The 16,706-nt window shown below is 64.4% G+C and carries 19 protein-coding genes; 16 read left to right on the top strand and 3 right to left on the bottom strand.

The genetic code is table 11. The annotated features are described in order from the left end of the window. Positions 1-205: 205 nt before the first annotated feature. Both JJB74_RS32400 and JJB74_RS32395 read right to left on the bottom strand, forming a co-directional pair. Complete coding sequence (locus tag JJB74_RS32400; RefSeq protein WP_200598675.1) at positions 206-1,576, bottom strand: sensor histidine kinase; 1,371 nt, start codon at positions 1,574-1,576, stop codon at positions 206-208. Continuing rightward, positions 1,573-2,235 (bottom strand): response regulator transcription factor, encoded by a 663-nt coding sequence (locus JJB74_RS32395; protein WP_200598674.1) that lies wholly within the window; start codon positions 2,233-2,235, stop codon positions 1,573-1,575. The genes JJB74_RS32400 and JJB74_RS32395 overlap by 4 nt, the downstream gene beginning before the upstream one ends. Positions 2,236-2,318: 83 nt before the next feature. On the opposite strand from JJB74_RS32395, the gene JJB74_RS32390 reads away from it, so the two are divergent. From JJB74_RS32390 to JJB74_RS32380, 3 genes are read left to right on the top strand one after another with little or no spacing between them, the layout of a single operon-like run. Continuing rightward, positions 2,319-3,119, top strand: a complete 801-nt coding sequence (locus JJB74_RS32390) for an ABC transporter ATP-binding protein (protein WP_407672458.1) — start codon at positions 2,319-2,321, stop codon at positions 3,117-3,119. A gap of 11 nt (positions 3,120-3,130) precedes the next feature. Continuing rightward, positions 3,131-3,997 (top strand): ABC transporter permease, encoded by an 867-nt coding sequence (locus tag JJB74_RS32385; protein WP_200598673.1) that lies wholly within the window; start codon positions 3,131-3,133, stop codon positions 3,995-3,997. Positions 3,998-4,032: 35 nt separating this feature from the next. Further along, positions 4,033-5,055, top strand: coding sequence for an ABC transporter substrate-binding protein (locus tag JJB74_RS32380; RefSeq protein ID WP_200598672.1), 1,023 nt, complete (start codon positions 4,033-4,035; stop codon positions 5,053-5,055). Positions 5,056-5,250: 195 nt separating this feature from the next. Here the strand turns inward: JJB74_RS32380 and fliE are convergent, their stop codons facing one another. Further along, positions 5,251-5,622: a flagellar hook-basal body complex protein FliE gene (gene fliE, locus JJB74_RS32375; RefSeq protein ID WP_200598671.1), complete on the bottom strand. Its 372-nt coding sequence runs from the start codon at positions 5,620-5,622 to the stop codon at positions 5,251-5,253. A gap of 201 nt (positions 5,623-5,823) precedes the next feature. On the opposite strand from fliE, the gene fliF reads away from it, so the two are divergent. The 13 genes from fliF to JJB74_RS32310 all read left to right on the top strand — a co-directional run bounded on the left by fliF (position 5,824) and on the right by JJB74_RS32310 (position 16,666). Continuing rightward, a complete protein-coding gene (gene fliF / locus JJB74_RS32370; RefSeq protein WP_200598670.1) occupies positions 5,824-7,509 on the top strand; it encodes a flagellar basal-body MS-ring/collar protein FliF in 1,686 nt (561 codons plus the stop codon). Further along, the gene (fliG, locus tag JJB74_RS32365) at positions 7,506-8,501 is read left to right on the top strand and encodes a flagellar motor switch protein FliG (RefSeq protein WP_200598669.1); all 996 of its coding nucleotides are present in this window, start codon (positions 7,506-7,508) and stop codon (positions 8,499-8,501) included. The genes fliF and fliG overlap by 4 nt, the downstream gene beginning before the upstream one ends. Then, complete coding sequence (locus tag JJB74_RS32360) at positions 8,494-9,168, top strand: flagellar assembly protein FliH (protein WP_200598668.1); 675 nt, start codon at positions 8,494-8,496, stop codon at positions 9,166-9,168. The genes fliG and JJB74_RS32360 overlap by 8 nt, the downstream gene beginning before the upstream one ends. After that, a complete protein-coding gene (gene fliI, locus JJB74_RS32355; protein WP_200598667.1) occupies positions 9,165-10,610 on the top strand; it encodes a flagellar protein export ATPase FliI in 1,446 nt (481 codons plus the stop codon). Before JJB74_RS32360 ends, fliI begins: the two co-directional genes overlap by 4 nt. Before the next feature lie 32 nt (positions 10,611-10,642). Further along, positions 10,643-11,083 carry a flagellar export protein FliJ gene (gene fliJ, locus JJB74_RS32350; protein WP_200598666.1) on the top strand — a complete coding sequence of 147 codons (441 nt, stop codon included), beginning with the start codon at positions 10,643-10,645 and terminating at the stop codon, positions 11,081-11,083. A 5-nt stretch (positions 11,084-11,088) separates the two neighbouring features. Further along, positions 11,089-12,324, top strand: a complete 1,236-nt coding sequence (locus tag JJB74_RS32345; protein ID WP_200598665.1) for a flagellar hook-length control protein FliK — start codon at positions 11,089-11,091, stop codon at positions 12,322-12,324. A 329-nt stretch (positions 12,325-12,653) separates the two neighbouring features. Continuing rightward, positions 12,654-13,214 carry a flagellar basal body-associated protein FliL gene (gene fliL / locus JJB74_RS32340; protein ID WP_200598664.1) on the top strand — a complete coding sequence of 187 codons (561 nt, stop codon included), beginning with the start codon at positions 12,654-12,656 and terminating at the stop codon, positions 13,212-13,214. Positions 13,215-13,220: 6 nt separating this feature from the next. Further along, entirely contained in the window at positions 13,221-14,222 is a 1,002-nt protein-coding gene (gene fliM / locus JJB74_RS32335; protein ID WP_200598663.1) for a flagellar motor switch protein FliM, read from the top strand. Continuing rightward, entirely contained in the window at positions 14,212-14,628 is a 417-nt protein-coding gene (fliN, locus tag JJB74_RS32330) for a flagellar motor switch protein FliN (protein ID WP_200598662.1), read from the top strand. Before fliM ends, fliN begins: the two co-directional genes overlap by 11 nt. After that, positions 14,625-15,320: a flagellar biosynthetic protein FliO gene (gene fliO / locus JJB74_RS32325; RefSeq protein ID WP_234485047.1), complete on the top strand. Its 696-nt coding sequence runs from the start codon at positions 14,625-14,627 to the stop codon at positions 15,318-15,320. Before fliN ends, fliO begins: the two co-directional genes overlap by 4 nt. Next, entirely contained in the window at positions 15,310-16,053 is a 744-nt protein-coding gene (gene fliP, locus JJB74_RS32320; RefSeq protein ID WP_407672457.1) for a flagellar type III secretion system pore protein FliP, read from the top strand. The genes fliO and fliP overlap by 11 nt, the downstream gene beginning before the upstream one ends. A 108-nt stretch (positions 16,054-16,161) precedes the next feature. Next, entirely contained in the window at positions 16,162-16,431 is a 270-nt protein-coding gene (fliQ, locus tag JJB74_RS32315) for a flagellar biosynthesis protein FliQ (protein ID WP_200598661.1), read from the top strand. Between the two features lie 16 nt (positions 16,432-16,447). Next, a complete protein-coding gene (locus tag JJB74_RS32310; protein ID WP_200598660.1) occupies positions 16,448-16,666 on the top strand; it encodes a hypothetical protein in 219 nt (72 codons plus the stop codon). Positions 16,667-16,706 lie beyond the last annotated feature (40 nt).

Below are 16,706 nucleotides of genomic sequence, written 5' to 3'. Positions count from 1 at the left end.
GTCCCCGTGCCGTCGATGCCCGGAGCGGGGCGCGGCTAAACTCGCTACGCTGCGCTTCGCTCAGACAGACGCCGCACCTTTTCCCGCTCCGGGCATCGCCGTCACGGCGCAATCAACGGGGGTTAAAGGCAACGGCAACTGCAAAGGCAACGGCAACGGCGACAGCGACGGCAACTGCACCGCTATCACATCAACAGCACCCCGCTCACGCCGAAAGCTTCGGAAAACGCAGGCAAACCGCAAAGCCTTCGCCTTCCCTCTTCTCGAAACGCAGCTCCCCCTGATGCGAGCGCATCACCTCATCGACGATGGCCAGCCCCAGGCTCGCGCCGCTGCGTCCGGAACTGTCCACCGCGAAGGCTTGCCTTACCCGGCTCCAGGCTTCCTCGGGAATGCCCGGCCCGTCCTCGATGACCTTCAGTTCCAGCCATTGCCCAAGATCGTTCAGCTCGACATGCAGATAGCTGCGCGCGCCGTAGCGCAGCGCATTGGCCAGCACATTGCGCAAGGCTTCGCGCACGCTCACCGCGTCCGCTTCGATCTCGCAGCCGTCATCCGGCGCGCGCATTTCCAGGTCGAGCGCGCGGTCGGCATGGGACAGCATGTCCAGCGCTTCGGTCTGCGCCAGCGCCTTCAGATCGACGCGCTGCTTCGGTACCGCATCGGCGCGGTGCAGCACCATCGCGTGGTGCAGCAACTGATTGACGAGCGCGCCGAGGTCTTGCGCGCGCAGGCGCAAGCGATCGAGCAGCGTGTCGCGACGCGTGTCATCGCGCTCCGCTGCCAGCATTTCAATCTGCGACAGGAACGCCGTCACCGGCGTGCGCAACTGGTGCGCCGTATCGCCGAGCACGCGCTGCATGATGCGGCGCCGCGTTGCCAGGCGCTCCATGAAGGCATTGATCGCGCTGACCACCGCCAGCAATTCACGCGGCACCGTCATGGCCAGCGGCTGCAGCTCGGTCAGACTGCGCTGCGCAATCGCGGCCTCGATGCGCTTGAGCGGCGACAGCGCCTGGTGCAGCGTGAACATGCCGACCACCGCGGCCACCGCGCCGGTGATGACGATGGCCAGCAATACCCGGGCCATCAGGCCGTCGAGAAAGGCCGAGCGCGCGAAGCGGCTTTGCCCGATGATCACCACCGCCCAGGGATTGCCGTTCTCTACCGGCATCGCGCGGCCGATCATGGCTATGCGCACCGGCAGCTCGTGGTCGTAGCCATCGATGATCACCGGTCCGGAGACCAGGTCCTTCCACGGGATGGCCGGATGAAACTCCGGGTCGCCGGCAATGCTGCGGCCATCCGGGCCGATGACGTTGTACAGCACCCGGTCCCCGGCAGTCATCGTCGCAAACGCGGCCATCGGCACGTCGACATTCAGCCTGCCATGTTCGTACCAGAGGTTTTCCGCGATCTGCAGCGCGCTGGCGCTGAGCATGCGGTCATAGGCTTCGTCAACGGCGGAGCGGGTGGATAGCCAGATCGCGCCCAGCAGAATCGCCGCGCTGCCGGCCAGCACTACGGCCATGCGCAATGCCAGGCCGGCATACAGCGACTTCCCGGCCCGGATCATTTCAGCACCAGCTGATAGCCGAGTCCGCGCAGCGTCCGTATCTCGAAGCCGGCGTCCGTGAGCTTCTTGCGCAGGCGCGCGACATACTGCTCCACGGTATTGGCATTGGCGTTGTCGTCCAGCGTGAACAGCCGGTCGATGAGTTCCGCCTTGCCGAAGATGCGGCCAGGCTTGGAGGCCAGGATCTCCAGCAGCGTGATCTCGCGCCGGGTCAGCTCCAGCGCCCGGTCGTCGAGGCTGGCGCTGCGGCTCTTGCGGTCCAGGCGCAGGTTGGCGCAGGCAAGGATATTGGTGGAGTCGCCGCCGCCGCGCCGCAGCAGCACCCGCACCCGGGCGTCGAGCTCGCGGTAGTCGAAGGGCTTCATCAGGTAATCGTCGGCGCCGAGGTCCAGCGCCCGAACTCTTTCGTCGACCTCGCCGCAGGCGGTAAGCATCAATACCTTGGTATCGCGGCCGGCTTCGCGCAGCCGCGTCAACAGCGCGAAGCCGTCCATCTTCGGCAGCATCACGTCGAGGATGATCAGGTCGTAGTCGCCGCGCATCATGCCGGCTGCAAGCAGGCCATCGGCGGCCCGGTCCACGGTATGGCCGATCGCGGCCAGGCGCGAGGCAATCGCCTGGGCGACGTCATCGGTGTCTTCGACGAGGAGGATGCGCATGGGGTGCTCGAGTTCAGATTCGTTACAGCTTGGGCCGCTAGGATGTCGTCACAAGCAAAACAAGTCAATGACAGGAGACCATCGTGCAAATCGATGCGCAATCGTTGTCCCACGCCGGGACCGCGCAGCAGACGGCCGCGCCGCTGCTGGAAATCGACGGCGTCACGCTGCAGTACAAGACCAGCGAACACCTCGTCACCGCCACCCGCAATGTCAGCTTCCAGGTCTATCCCTCGGATCGCTTCGTGCTGCTCGGCCCATCCGGCTGCGGCAAGTCCACGCTGCTGAAAGCCATCGGCGGCTACCTGAACCCGGTGGCTGGCAGCATTCGCCTGAAGGGCCGGGAAATCACCGAGCCGGGGCCGGACCGGATGATGGTGTTCCAGGAATTCGACCAGTTGCTGCCCTGGAAGACCGTGCGCCAGAACGTGGAATTTGCGCTGCATGCGAGCGGTCGGCTGCGCGGCGCCGAAATGCGCGAGCGCGCCGAGCATTACATCGCCATGGTCGGCCTGGCGAAATTCATCGACAGCTATCCGCATACGCTGTCCGGCGGCATGAAGCAGCGCGTGTCGATCGCGCGCGGCATGGCCATGGAGCCGGATGTGCTGCTGATGGACGAGCCCTATGCGGCGCTGGATGCGCTGACGCGGCGCAAGATGCAGGACGAGCTGCTGCGGCTGTGGGACGACACCCGCTTCACCGTGCTGTTCGTCACGCACTCGATCGAGGAAGCGGTGCGCATCGGCACCCGCATCCTGCTGCTGTCGCCGCATCCGGGCCAGGTCAAGGCCGAACTCAACAGCATTCCCGAAAGCGAGCTCGGCACGGCCAGCCAGTCCGCGCTCGAAGCGCGCATCAACGCGATGCTGTTTTCCCACTGAAGGACAATCCCATGAGCACCCTTCCCGCCTTTCGTCCCGAAATCATTTGCGAGCCGTCGCAGAATGACGCCGCCAGCGTGCAGGCGCCGCTGTCGACTTTCGAATCCCTGTATCGCCACGGCTGGCTGCGCAAGAGCGTGCTGCTCATCGTGCTGGCTGCAATCTGGGAAGCCTATGGCCGCTGGCTCGGCAATTCACTGCTGTTCCCGAGCTTTTCCGAGACCATCAGCGCCTTCGTATCCGGCATCTCCAGCGGCGTGCTGCTGGAACGTGCTGCAGTGTCGCTGCAAACGCTGGTGATGGGCTATGTGATCGGCATCGCGCTGGCGTCGCTGCTGACGACGGTGGCAATCAGCTCGAAGCTCGGCAACGACTTCCTGGAAACCATGACCTCGATGCTCAATCCGCTGCCGGCGATCGCGCTGCTACCACTGGCCCTGATCTGGTTCGGCCTGGGCACCGGCAGCGTGGTTTTCGTGCTGGTGCACTCGGTGCTCTGGTCGGTGGCACTCAATACCCATGCGGGCTTTCGCGCGGTATCGAAGACGCTGACCATGGTGGGCCAGAACTATGGACTGAAGCGCTTTGCGCTGGTGCGCTCCATCCTCGTGCCCGCTGCTTTCCCGAGCATCCTCACCGGCCTGAAGATAGGCTGGGCCTTCGCCTGGCGCACGCTCATCGCCGCCGAACTGGTGTTCGGCGTATCCTCCGGCACCGGCGGCCTGGGCTGGTACATCTTCGAGAACCGCAACCAGCTTGAAACCGCGAACGTGTTCGCCGGGCTGTTCTTCGTGATTGCCATCGGCCTGTTCGTGGAGAACATCATCTTCGCCAACATCGAGAAGCGCACCATCCGCCGCTGGGGCATGGCGCATTGACATTGACCACATCAATAACAAACCAGGAGACCGACATGAAACGCAGGAGCTTCACCAAACTCGTACTGACAAGCACCCTTGCCGCCGCGCTGGCGGCATCCTTCGTTCCCGCCCATGCGGAGGCCAACAAGGTTCGCATTTCCCATGGCTACGGCATCCTGTATCTGCCGCTGATGGTGATCCGCGACCAGGGGCTGATCGAGAAGCATGCGAAAGCCGAGGGCCTGGGCGACGTGAAGACCGAATGGCTCACGCTGGATGGCGGCAATGTGATCAATGACGCGATGCTGGCCGGGAACCTGGACATCGCCGGCATTGGCGCGCCCGGCTTCATCACGCTGTGGTCGAAGGCACGCGGCATTCCGCGCGCCGAGGTCACCGGCCTGGGCGCGCTGTCCACCTCCTCGCTGTGGCTGAACACGAACAATCCGAACATCAAGTCGCTGAAGGATTTCACGCCCAAGGACAAGATCGCCATCCCCGGCATCAAGACTTCCTTGTCGGCAGTGGTGCTGCAGATGGTCGCCGCGAAGGAGTTCGGGCAGGAGAATTATGCGAAGCTCGATCCCATGACAGTGAGCCTGGGTCATCCGGAAGCGGTCGGCTCGCTGTTGTCGGGCAAAACCGAGATCACCGCGCACTTCACCTCGCCGCCGTTCTCCTACCAGGAGCTGAAGGATGCGCGCATCCATCGCGTGGTGAATTCGACGCAGGTGCTGGGCAATATCACGCTGGACGTGGTGTTCGCGCCGAAAGCCTTCGTCGATCAGAATCCGAAGCTCATCAAGGCCTTCATGGCGGCGCAGGAAGAAGCCAACGCCTATATCAAGAAGGACCACAAGGCCGCCGCGGCGACCTTCCTGAAGGTGTCGAAGATCAAGATGTCGCAGGAGGAAGTGGAAAAGATTCTGGACGATCCGGATACCCAGTTCTCGACCACGCCGAACGGCATTTCGGAATACGTGAACTTCATGGGCCGGGCCGGCACGATCAAGACCAAGCCGGCGAAGTGGAACGAGCTGTTCGTGCCGGAACTGCGCGCCGCGCAGGGTAGTTGAGCGGGATATCGCTTTCCGTTCGGTCTCGTAGGTTGGGCTGCCAAGCCCAACATCCGGCGTCTGCGGCCCGCGAGCATGTTGGCTTCTCGTAGGTTGGGCTGCCAAGCCCAACATCCGGCGTCTGCGGCCCGCGAGCATGTTGGGCTTGCCAGCCCAACCTACGCACTCAACGCGGCCACTCTGTTATCGCAGGCTTCACACCTGCATATTCATGATGTCGTGATACGCCGACACCAGCTTGTTCCTCACCTGCGCCGTGGTCTGAAAGGCAATGCTGGCCTTCTGCGTCGCGATCATTACATCCGACAGGTTCACGCTGTCGTCGCCCAGGGCGAAGCGCTGGCCGAGCGCGTCGGCGCTTTGCTGCATGCCATTGACGCCATCGAGCGCGCCCTTCAATGCGGCACTGAAATCGACCTGCGCACCGCCCTTTACCGCGCCCGCCGCGCCGACCGAGTCGGTCAGGCCGGCAGTCTCGCTCGGCGCGGCCGGCGCCTTGGCGCGCGCGGCCATGTTCTGCAGCTGCGCCACCATGGACTGAATCCTGTCGGTATCTATCGTCGGCATTGCCGTTCCTCCCTGCGCTTTCCTGCGGAATCCTCAACGGCGCTACCTTAGCAAGCCGGCTCTCGGCAAGAGGGGCGATCAGACGGACAAATCCCGCTCTATTCCCGGGATTGAATTTCCGCGCGGCAAATCACAATGCGCTTCGGTAAAAAGCCCCTGCATTGTTGATAGCTCACCCGGTCCGGAGACCCAGCACACCCCATGGAAGCGATAGAAGCCATCCCCGCGCAACAAGAGGCGCCCGGCGGCATCAAGGGATTCCTGAACAGCCCGAACGGCCGCAAGATCCTGCTGTCCGTCGGCGCAGCCCTGGTGATCGCGCTGATGGCAGGCATCTGGATGTGGAGCGCCAAGCCGGAATACAAGGTGCTGTTCTCCAACTTCAACGACAAGGATGGCGGCGCCATCGTCGCGGCCCTGCAGCAGATGAACGTGCCGTACAAGTATTCCGACGGCGGCGTGGCCATCCTGGTGCCGGCCGACCAGGTGCATGACGTGCGCCTGAAGCTCGCCGGCCAGGGTCTGCCCAAGGGCGGCGGCGTCGGCTTCGAGCTGATGGAAAACCAGAAGCTGGGCGTGTCGCAATTCCTGGAGCAGGTCAATTACCAGCGCGCGCTCGAAGGCGAGCTGGCGCGCTCGATCCAGTCCATCGGCGCGGTGCAGACCGCGCGCGTGCACCTGGCCATGCCCAAGTCCACCGTGTTCGTGCGCGAGCAGCAGAAGCCGACCGCCTCGGTGCTCTTGAACCTGCATGCCGGCCGGGTGCTGGACCAGCAGCAGGTCAGCGCCATCGTTCACCTGGTCGCGTCCAGCGTGCCGGACCTGCCGGCGAAGAATGTCACCGTGGTCGACCAGGATGGCAATCTGCTCACGGGCGACAAGCCGGCCAATGCCAACAACACCCTGGACGCGACCCAGCTCAAGTATGTGCAGGAGCTGCAGGACAATATCGCGCGCCGCGTCGAGGCCATCGTCACGCCGGTGGTCGGCCCGAACAATGTGCATGCCGAGGCCACGGCTGACGTCGATTTCTCACGCGTCGAGCAGGCTGCCGAAACCTACAAGCCGAACGGCAAGCCGGATGCCGCATCGATCCGCAGCCAGCAGAGCAGCGAATCTTCCGGCCCCGGCGGCAATGGCGCTTCAGGCGTGCCGGGCGCGCTGTCGAACCAGCCGCAGGCCAATGCCACCGCGCCGGTCAATGGCCAGACGCCGCCGCCCAATGCCACGGCCGCCAACGGGCAGCCGCCGGCAGCGTCGACGCAGTCGCGCCGTGACAGCACCATCAATTACGAGGTCGACAAGACCGTGCGCTATGTGCAGCAGCCCATGGGCGGCTTGCGCCGGCTGTCGGTGGCGGTGGTGCTGAACTACCGCACCGAGATCAAGAATGGCAAGCCGGTCTCGCGCCCGCTGACCGATGCAGAGAAGACGCAGATCACCGACCTGATCCGTGAAGCGATGGGCTTTTCCAAGGATCGCGGCGATTCGCTGTCGGTGTTGAACACGCCTTTCGTTACCCCGGAAAAGGAAGCGCCGCCGGTACTGCCGATCTGGAAGAACCCGGACAACATCGCGCTGGCCAAGGAAATCGGGCGTTACCTGCTGCCCGTGCTGCTGCTGTTGTACCTGTTCTTCGGCGTGCTGCGGCCGATGCTGAAGAAGCTCAATCCGAAGCCGGAAGCGCCGGCGCTGCCGCCTGCGGTGGAAGGCACGGCGGACGAACTGGTCGACGAGGAAGACGAGGATGCGGTGGTGTCGATTTCCGGCGAGGCAGCCCCGCCCAAGGTGCGCAGCTATCAGGAAAACCTCGAAGCGGCCAAGGCGCTGGCGCGCCAGGACCCGCGCATGGTGGCCAACATAGTCAAGAACTGGATTGAAGAATGAGCGACGCTGGCACGCAAAAGGCGGCGATTCTGATGCTCGCGCTGGGCGAGGACGAAGCCGCGGAAGTGATGCGATTTTTGGGGCCACGCGAGGTGCAGAAGCTCGGCGCGGCCATGTCCACGATGAAGGCGATACAGAGCGAGCAGCTCGAAACCGTGCTGGAAGGCTTCATCGCCAAGACCGAGGAAAACACCTCGATCGGCCTGGATTCGGATGAATACATCCGCACCGTGCTGACCAAGGCGCTCGGCGACGACAAGGCCGCGGGCCTGTTGAACCGCATCCTCGGCCAGCGCGACGCCTCCGGCATCGAAAGCCTGAAGTGGATGGATTCGGAATCGGTGGCTGACCTGATCCGCTTCGAGCATCCGCAGATTATCGCCACCATCCTGGTCCACCTCGAGCGCTATCACGCCTGCGAGATCCTGAACCATTTCACCGAGCGCCTGCGCAACGACGTAGTGCTGCGCATCGCCACGCTGGACGGCGTGCAGCCGGCGGCGCTGCGTGAATTGAATGAAGTGCTGACCAAGCTCCTGTCCGGCAACGAGAGCGTGAAGAAGAAGCCCATGGGTGGCATCCGTACCGCGGCCGAGATCCTGAACTTCCTGTCCGGCGACAACGAAGCCTCGGTGATGTCGAACCTGCGCGGCTACGACGAAACCATGGCGCAAAAGATCATGGACGAGATGTTCGTCTTCGACAACATCATGGATATCGACGACCGCGGCATCCAGACCATCCTGCGCGAAGTGCAGTCCGAGTCGCTGATCATTGCGCTGAAGGGCGCGTCGGAAGAGATGCGCGAGAAGATCTTCAGGAACATGTCGCAGCGCGCGGCGCAGATGATGCGCGAAGACCTGGAAGCCAAGGGACCGGTGCGGCTGTCCGAGGTCGAAGCGCAGCAGAAGGAAATCCTGCAGGTGGTGCGCCGCCTGGCCGACGAGGGGCAAATTCAGCTAGGCGCGAAGGGCGAGGACGCGTATGTCTAACGCCATCCCGAAAGAGCAGCAGACCGCGTACCAGCGCTGGGAGATGGCGTCCTTCGGCGAGCCGCCCGCGCCGGAACCCGAGCCGGAAGCCGAGCCGCCGATGCCGGCGGTCGATGTCGAAGCGCTGCTGGCCGAAGCGCGCGAGCAGATCGCCGCCGCGCGCGAATCGGCGCGGCGCGAGGGCCTGGCCGAAGGCCTGGCGCAGGGCTACCAGACCGGCATGGAACAGGGCCGCGCGCAGGCGCTGGAAGAAAACACGCTGCTGCAGCAACTGTCGGTGACCTTCGGCGCCGAGATTTCGAAGGCGCGCGAACAGGTCGCTCAGGATCTGCTCGATCTGGCGCTGGATTTGTCCAAGGCCATGCTCAAGCATGCGCTCACGGTGCGGCCGGAACTCGTGCTGCCGGTGGTGTCGGAAGCGATCGGTTATCTGCCCACGCTGCAGCAGCCCGCCCTGCTCTTTCTGCATCCCGAAGATGCATTGCTGGTGCGCGAGCGCATGGGCGCCGAGCTTTCCGCCGCGGGCTGGCGCGTGCTCGATGAAGCGGCGATGGAGCGCGGCGGCTGCCGCGTCGAGACCGCGAGCAATCAGATTGATGCGTCTGCCTCCTCGCGCTGGCAGCGTATTGCGCAGGCGCTGGGCCGCGAATCCGAGTGGCTGGCATGACGACCGACGCGAGCCTGAATACCTCGGGCGTCACTTCACCACCCGCCGCCGATTTCGCCACCGCGCGCTGGCGCAGTTATCTGCGCGACTGCCGCGAAATTCTTGGCATTGCCGAAACCATGCAGGTATCGGGCCGCGTGACGCGCGTCACCGGCCTGGTGATGGAAGCCGTCGGCCTGAAGCTGGCCGTGGGCAGTGCCTGCACCATTCCCCTTTCCAACGGTAGCCGTATCGAGGCCGAAGTCGTCGGCTTTGACAACGAGCGATTGTTCCTGATGCCGCAAAGCGATGTCGACGGCGTGGTGCCGGGCAGCCGCGTCTTCCCGGTGGAAGCCACGCTGTCACTGCCGCGCCCCGGCTCGGTCGACCATCCGCGCCGCCGCCCGAGCGATCGTGGCCGCCATCTGCCGGTGGGCAATGCGCTGCTGGGCCGCGTGGTCGATGGCGCCGGCCGGCCGCTGGACAATCTCGGACCGCTGAATGCCGATGCGGCAGCGCCCTTGTCGGTGCGCGCCGCCAATCCGCTCGGCCGCGCGCCGATCTCGGAAACGCTGGATACCGGCGTGCGCGCGATCAATGCACTCCTGACCGTGGGCCGCGGCCAGCGCATGGGCCTGTTCGCTGGCTCGGGCGTGGGCAAGAGCATGTTGCTGGGCATGATGGCGCGCTATACCAGCGCCGATGTGATCGTGGTCGGCCTGATCGGCGAGCGCGGTCGCGAGGTGAAGGAATTCATCGAGCAGATCCTCGGCGAAGATGGCCTGAAACGCTCAGCCGTGGTGGCCGCGCCGGCAGACAATCCGCCGCTGATGCGGCTGCAGGCCGCGGCCTATACCACCGCGATCGCCGAGCATTTCCGCGACCAGGGCCTGAATGTGCTCCTGATCATGGATTCGCTGACGCGCTATGCGATGGCGCAGCGCGAGATTGCGCTTGCCATCGGCGAGCCACCGGCGACCAAGGGCTATCCGCCCTCGGTGTTTGCCAAGCTGCCGGCGCTGGTCGAGCGCACCGGCAATGGCCGTCCCGGTGGCGGCTCGATCACGGCCTTCTACACCGTGCTGACCGAAGGCGATGACCAGCAGGACCCGATTGCCGACTCGGCGCGCGCGATTCTCGACGGGCATATCGTGCTCAACCGCACGCTGGCCGAGGCCGGGCATTATCCGGCGATCGATATCGAGCAATCGATCAGCCGCGTCATGCACAGCATCACCTCGCCCGAGCAGGGCGCGCTGGCGCGGCGCCTGAAGCAATTGACTTCGCGCTATCAGCGCAGCCGCGATTTGATCGCGGTCGGCGCCTACACGCCGGGCAATGATCCGATGCTGGACGAGGCCATTGCGCTGTACCCGAAAATCGAGCGCTTCCTGCAGCAAGGGATCCACGAGCGCTCGCTGATGAACGAGAGCTGCGGCCAACTTGCCGCGCTATTCTCGTGATCGAAATCGCAAGCCGGCCGGGATAATGCCGCATGGCCAATCTCTTTGCATTGCAGACCCTGATCGAACTCGCGGTGACCGAGGTCGATGAAGCCGCCCAGCGCCTGGGCCGCGCGGTCAAGAACGTCGACGGCGCGCGGCAGAAGCTCGAGCTGCTGTCGAACTACCGCGAGGAATACGTGAGCCGCTTCCAGCAGACGATGACCAACGGCTTCACGCCCATGGCCTACCGCAATTACCAGAATTTCATGGACAAGCTCGACACCGCGATCCACGGCCAGGAGCAGCTCGTGCGCGATGCCGAGAAGCGCGCCGAAGGCGAACGCAGCGCCTGGCGCGAATCCGAAAGAAAGCGCATTTCCTATGACGCGCTGAAGACCCGCGCCGAAACCGCGATCGAGAAGAAAGAAGCCAAGCGCGAGCAGAAGCAGAGCGACGAAGCCGCGGCCCGCAAATTCCTGTACAAACGCTAAGCACGATGAATCTGACCGGCATCCTCAATACTCTGGGCACGCTTGCCAATGCGGCAGCGCCCGCTTCGCCCTCCTCATCCGCGGCGCAGGACAAGGGCCCCTCCTTCAACCAGATGCTGTCGCAGAACCTGGCGCAGAGCGCGCCGCCTGCGCCGGCCATGCCGCAGGCCAGCCCGAGCCCGCAGAAGTCGGCACAGTCGCAGGGATCGAATGCGCACGGCGCGAAGCCGACGGACGCGAAATCTGCCGATGACGGCAAGGCGAGCGATGCGACGCCGGCAACTCAGGGCACGCAGGCCGCAGGCAAGAACGGCGATGCGAAGACGGCGGATGCCAAGTCCGCCGACGACAAGACCCAGGATGCCGCCGACGGCAAGGATGCGCTGGCCGATATTCCCGGCGCCAGCCAGGCGGCGCTGATGATGCAGTTGATGCATGGCGTGGGCGCGAGCGCCGATGCGGCAAAGCCCGATGCCAAGGTGGTGACGCAGGATGCGCCGCTGGCCGATGGCGCGGCGGATCCGAAGGCGCGACCGCGCACCGGCATCCTCGGCGCGGTCGAGGACAAGACGCCGCATGCCGCGCCCGAGGCCCTTACCGCTGCGGCTGCGCAAGCCGCGCCGCTGAAGGCCGACGAAGGCTATGCGCGCATGATGTCCGACACCATGGCCGCGCGCGAACAGGCCGATGCGCAACAGGCGCAGCAGCAGCCGCTGCCCGCAGCAGCGCTGGCCTCGGCATTGCAGCAGACCTCTGCGGCTGTCGCGGCAACGCAGGCGCCGGCGGAAGCGCGCCTCGCGCCACCGGTCGGCAGCAGCGCCTGGGACAATGCGCTCGGGCAGAAGGTGGTGTGGATGGCTTCCGGCGGCGAGCAGAGCGCGTCGCTGACGCTGAACCCGCCGGACCTCGGTCCGCTGCAGGTGGTGCTGGCGGTGAACAACAATCACGCGACGGTGAACTTCACCGCGGCACAGCCAGAAGTGCGCCAGGCGCTGGAAGCGGCCTTGCCAAGATTGAAGGAAATGATGAGCGACGCCGGCATCCAGCTCGGGCAAGCCAATGTCGGCGCTGGCACGCAGGGACAGTTCAGCGGATCGGAACGTGGCGACGATGGCCGCGGCAACCGGCGCGAACGCGGCAGCGAGGCATTCGCCATCGGGGGCGTGGCGGCGACCGATGCACGCGTGCGGCAAGGCGTGGTGCGCATTGCGCCGGATGGCGCGGTGGATACCTTCGCGTGAGGCGCGGGTTGGGCTGACAAGCCCGACATCAGGCGCCGGCGGACCGCGGGCATGTTGGGCTTGCAGCCCAACCTACGAGCCAATATCAAGCGCCTGCGGACTACGAGCTCCTCGGTCATGCGTAGGTTGGGCTGGCAAGCCCAACATCAGGCGCCGGCGGGCCTCGGACATCTTGGGCTTCCTGCGTCAGTCCAACCCACGAACTGCGTCCCTGCGCCCCAAACCCTCGAATACCCGCCACGATCCCCCTCTAATCCCCGCATTCCGCGCCGCCGGCATTCCCGATAATGTCATCCATCCGATAAAGCATCATCACCGAAGGAAGGCGCATGGCAACATCCAAACCCGCCGCCAAGGCCGCGGCCGCCGCCGCGGACGGCGCGAAGAAACCGAAATCCAAGCTCCTGGTCATCATCATCGCCGCCGTGCTCGTGCTCGGCATCGGCGGCGGCGCGGCCTGGTATTTCCTCGGCCACAAGAAGGACGAGGCCGGCGACGATGAAGATACCCATGCGTCCGCCAAGGGCAAAGGCAAGGGCAAGGCCAAGGGCGGCCACGCCAAGGCTTCTGCGCCGCCGGTGTTCCTGCCGATGGACCCGTACACCGTGAACCTGCAGCCGGGCGAGAACGGCGACCAGTACCTGCAAACCTCGATCACGCTGCAGGTCGCCGGCGCGGAAGACGTGGAAACCATCAAGACTTACCAGCCGCAGATCCGCAGCCGCATCCTGCTGCTGCTGTCGTCCAAGCGCGGCGCCGAGCTGGCCACGGTGGAAGGCAAGAAGAAACTTGCCGAGGAAATCCTGGCCCTGTTCGAGCAACCGTTTTCCAAGGGCGGTCCCACAGTCGAGGTGACCGATGTGCTGTTTACCGCGTTCGTGATCCAGTAAGCATCCATGGCTGAGAATTTCCTGTCGCAGGACGAAGTCGATGCCTTGCTCAAGGGCGTCAGCGGCGATACCGACGAAGCCAGCTCGCAGGCCGACACCTCGGGTGTGCGCACCTACAACCTGGCCACCCAGGAGCGCATCGTCCGCGGCCGCATGCCGACGCTGGAAATCATCAACGAGCGCTTCGCGCGCCTAATGCGCATCGGCCTGTTCAACTTCCTGCATCGCAGCGCCGAAGTGTCGATCGGTCCGGTGCGGGTGACCAAGTACAGCGAATTCATCCGCAACCTGGTGGTGCCGACCAACCTGAACCTGGTCTACATGAAGCCGCTGCGCGGCACCGCGCTGATCGTGCTCGATCCGAACCTGGTGTTCCTCATCGTCGACAACCTCTTCGGCGGCGATGGGCGCTTTCATACCCGGGTCGAGGGCCGCGACTTCACGCAGACCGAGCAGCGCATCATCCAGCGCGTGCTCAGCATCATCTTCGAGAACTATGCGAAGTCCTGGGAGCCGGTGTATCCGATCTCCTTTGAATACATCCGCTCGGAGATGAATACCCAATTCACCAACATCGCCACGCCGAATGAGGTGGTGGTATCGACCACCTTCACCATCGAACTCGGCCCGGTGTCCGGCGAAATGCACTTCTGCACGCCCTACTCCATGATCGAGCCGATCCGCGACCTGCTGACCTCGAGCCTGCAGGGCGAAACCCTGGAGGTGGACAAGCGCTGGATCCGGCTGATGACGCAGCAGATTCAGACCGCCGAAGTGGAGCTGGTGGCCGACCTCGGCAATGCCCGCACCACGCTCGGCGAAATTCTCAACATGAAAGTCGGCGACGTGCTGCCGTTTACGCTGGCGCCGACCGTGGAAGCCAAGGTCGACGGCGTGCCGGTAATGGAATGCAGCTATGGCAAAATCAACGGCCAGTATGCGCTGCGCGTCGAACGCATGATCAACAGCTCGCAAGAGAACAAGGAAGGAGAAGACCATGGCCAATGATCCGAACACCGAGATCATCGATGAAGACGACTGGGGCGCGGCAATCGCCGAGCAGCAGGCGGCCGAGGCCAATGCCTCGCGCATGCAGGCCGCGAGCGCCTCGATCTTCCAGGAGTTTTCCGGCGCCGGCAGCAAGGCTACGCACAACGACATCGACTTCATCCTCGACATCCCGGTGCAACTGACCGTGGAACTGGGACGGACCAAGATCGCGATCAAGAATCTGCTGCAACTGGCGCAGGGCTCGGTGGTCGAACTCGACGGCATGGCCGGCGAGCCGATGGATGTGCTGGTCAATGGCTGCCTGATCGCGCAGGGCGAGGTCGTGGTGGTCAATGACAAATTCGGCATCCGGCTGACCGATATCATTACGCCCTCGGAACGCATCCGCAAATTAAACAAATGAAACCGCACTTCCCGCCGTCCCTGACTGCCGCGCTTGCTGCCATGGTGCTTGCTACGTTGATCGCGGGCAGCGCGGTCGCGGCCGAACCGGCGCCGCCCGGAGCTGCCATCGGCGCCGCGGCGCAGGTAGTGCAGCCGAGTGCAGGCACACAGGCTGCGCCAGCCGACGCCACTGCGCAGAGCGGCGCCGGCGCGCATGGCGGCGTGGAAGATGCTGCAAAAACGGCGACAGGCGCTCCGCCCAGCGCAGGCACGGGTTCGGCACAGTCTTCTGCTGCGCCGGTGACGAATCCACCCGCTGCGCAAAAGCCTGCTGCAAACACTCCCGCAACGGCATCGGTGACGTCGGCCGCGCCGGGCTCGGCTGCGAGTCTGTTGCAGGTCATCTTCGGCCTGATCGTCGTACTCGGCCTGCTCGGCGCGGCGCTGTGGGCGTTGAAGCGCTTTGGCGGTGTGCGCATGGCCGGCGGCGCGCCGCTGAAGATCATTGGCGGCGTGTCGGTCGGCAGCCGCGAAAAGGTGCTGGTTCTCGAAGTTGGCGATCAATGGCTGGTGGTAGGCGTGGCGCCTGGCCGCGTGAGCATGCTGACCACGCTGCCGCGCGGCGAACAGCGCGACGCCGAGTCTCAACGCCCGGCGCCGGATTTCGGCGCCTGGCTCAAGCAAACCCTGGAAAAACGCAATGTCAAGTAAGTGGGCCGCCCGCGGCCTTGTTTTCGCGGCCGCGATGCTGCCGCTCGCCTGCCTCGCGCAAGGCATGCCCGCCTTCACCAGCACGCCGGCGCCGAACGGCGGCCAGAATTACACGCTGAGCCTGCAGACGCTGCTGCTGCTGACCTCGATCACCTTCCTGCCGGCGGCGCTCCTGATGATGACCAGCTTCACCCGCATCATCATCGTGCTGTCACTGCTGCGCCAGGCGATCGGCACCCAGACCGCGCCGCCGAACCAGGTGCTGGTCGGCCTGGCATTGTTCCTGACGCTGTTCGTCATGGGTCCGGTGTGGGACCGCATCTATACCGACGCCTATGCACCGCTGCAGGAAAACCGCATCAACTTCTCGCAGGCTTTAGACAAGGGCGCCGCGCCGCTGAAGGGCTTCATGCTGAAGCAGACGCGGCAGTCGGACCTGGCGCTGTACGTGAAGATGTCCGGCTCGCCAGCGCTGCAGGGTCCGGACGACGTGCCGCTGCGCCTGCTGGTGCCGGCCTTCATCACCAGCGAATTGAAGACGGCGTTCCAGATTGGCTTCGCGATCTTCATTCCCTTTCTGATCATCGACATGGTGGTGGCCAGCGTGTTGATGTCGATGGGCATGATGATGATGTCGCCGTCCATCGTGTCGCTGCCATTCAAGCTGATGCTGTTCGTGCTGGTCGATGGATGGCAGTTGCTGATCGGCTCGCTGGCACAGAGCTTCTACTGATGCTGTAAATCCCGTATATCCCGTAGGGCCTGCTCCGCCCACGCGGCCAGCGCTTGATCGAAGAAACGCGTGGGCGGAGCAGGCCCTACACGCAACGAAGGAATTGGAATGACCCCCGAAAGTGTGATGACCCTCGGCCGCCATGCGATGGAAGTGACCCTGATGATCGCCGCGCCGCTATTGCTGGTGTCGCTGATCATTGGCCTGGTCGTCAGCATCTTCCAGGCGGCGACGCAGATCAATGAATCGACGCTGTCCTTCATCCCGAAACTCGTCGGTATCTTTGTCGCGCTGGTCATTGCCGGTCCGTGGATGCTGACCGTGATGCTGGACTACATGCGGCAATTGTTCACTGGACTGCCGGGCATGGTGGGGTGAGCGCGCGCAGTTGCAGTTGCAGTTGCAGTTGCAGTTGCAGTTGCAGTTGCAGTTGCAGTTGCAGTTGCAGTTGCAGTTGCAGTTGCAGTTGCAGTTGCAGTTGCAGTTGCAGTTGCAGTTGCAGTTGGTTTTGGCTTTTGCCGTTGCCGTTGCCTTTAATCCCGTTGATCGCGCCGTGGCGCCGGGCCCTGAAGCGGATAAGGTGCGGCGTCTGTTTGAGCGAAGCGCAGCGTAGCGAGTTTAGCCGCGCCCCGCTTCAGGGTTCGGCGACACGG

The sequence above is a fragment of the Noviherbaspirillum pedocola genome, assembly GCF_016632335.1.
In the GTDB taxonomy this organism is placed as follows: Bacteria; Pseudomonadota; Gammaproteobacteria; order Burkholderiales; family Burkholderiaceae_D; genus Noviherbaspirillum_A; species Noviherbaspirillum_A pedocola.
This window is presented reverse-complemented; position numbering and strand designations above follow the sequence as displayed.

What these genes read in the sequence shown, in the direction of transcription:
- JJB74_RS32400 (WP_200598675.1), bottom strand. Translation starts at nt 1,576, where the DNA reads ATGATCCGGGCCGGGAAGTCGCTGTATGCCGGCCTGGCATTGCGCATG.
- JJB74_RS32395 (WP_200598674.1), bottom strand. Translation starts at nt 2,235, where the DNA reads ATGCGCATCCTCCTCGTCGAAGACACCGATGACGTCGCCCAGGCGATT.
- JJB74_RS32385 (WP_200598673.1), top strand. Translation starts at nt 3,131, where the DNA reads ATGAGCACCCTTCCCGCCTTTCGTCCCGAAATCATTTGCGAGCCGTCG.
- JJB74_RS32380 (WP_200598672.1), top strand. Translation starts at nt 4,033, where the DNA reads ATGAAACGCAGGAGCTTCACCAAACTCGTACTGACAAGCACCCTTGCC.
- fliE (WP_200598671.1), bottom strand. Translation starts at nt 5,622, where the DNA reads ATGCCGACGATAGATACCGACAGGATTCAGTCCATGGTGGCGCAGCTG.
- fliF (WP_200598670.1), top strand. Translation starts at nt 5,824, where the DNA reads ATGGAAGCGATAGAAGCCATCCCCGCGCAACAAGAGGCGCCCGGCGGC.
- fliG (WP_200598669.1), top strand. Translation starts at nt 7,506, where the DNA reads ATGAGCGACGCTGGCACGCAAAAGGCGGCGATTCTGATGCTCGCGCTG.
- JJB74_RS32360 (WP_200598668.1), top strand. Translation starts at nt 8,494, where the DNA reads ATGTCTAACGCCATCCCGAAAGAGCAGCAGACCGCGTACCAGCGCTGG.
- fliI (WP_200598667.1), top strand. Translation starts at nt 9,165, where the DNA reads ATGACGACCGACGCGAGCCTGAATACCTCGGGCGTCACTTCACCACCC.
- fliJ (WP_200598666.1), top strand. Translation starts at nt 10,643, where the DNA reads ATGGCCAATCTCTTTGCATTGCAGACCCTGATCGAACTCGCGGTGACC.
- JJB74_RS32345 (WP_200598665.1), top strand. Translation starts at nt 11,089, where the DNA reads ATGAATCTGACCGGCATCCTCAATACTCTGGGCACGCTTGCCAATGCG.
- fliL (WP_200598664.1), top strand. Translation starts at nt 12,654, where the DNA reads ATGGCAACATCCAAACCCGCCGCCAAGGCCGCGGCCGCCGCCGCGGAC.
- fliM (WP_200598663.1), top strand. Translation starts at nt 13,221, where the DNA reads ATGGCTGAGAATTTCCTGTCGCAGGACGAAGTCGATGCCTTGCTCAAG.
- fliN (WP_200598662.1), top strand. Translation starts at nt 14,212, where the DNA reads ATGGCCAATGATCCGAACACCGAGATCATCGATGAAGACGACTGGGGC.
- fliO (WP_234485047.1), top strand. Translation starts at nt 14,625, where the DNA reads ATGAAACCGCACTTCCCGCCGTCCCTGACTGCCGCGCTTGCTGCCATG.
- fliP (WP_407672457.1), top strand. Translation starts at nt 15,310, where the DNA reads ATGTCAAGTAAGTGGGCCGCCCGCGGCCTTGTTTTCGCGGCCGCGATG.
- fliQ (WP_200598661.1), top strand. Translation starts at nt 16,162, where the DNA reads ATGACCCCCGAAAGTGTGATGACCCTCGGCCGCCATGCGATGGAAGTG.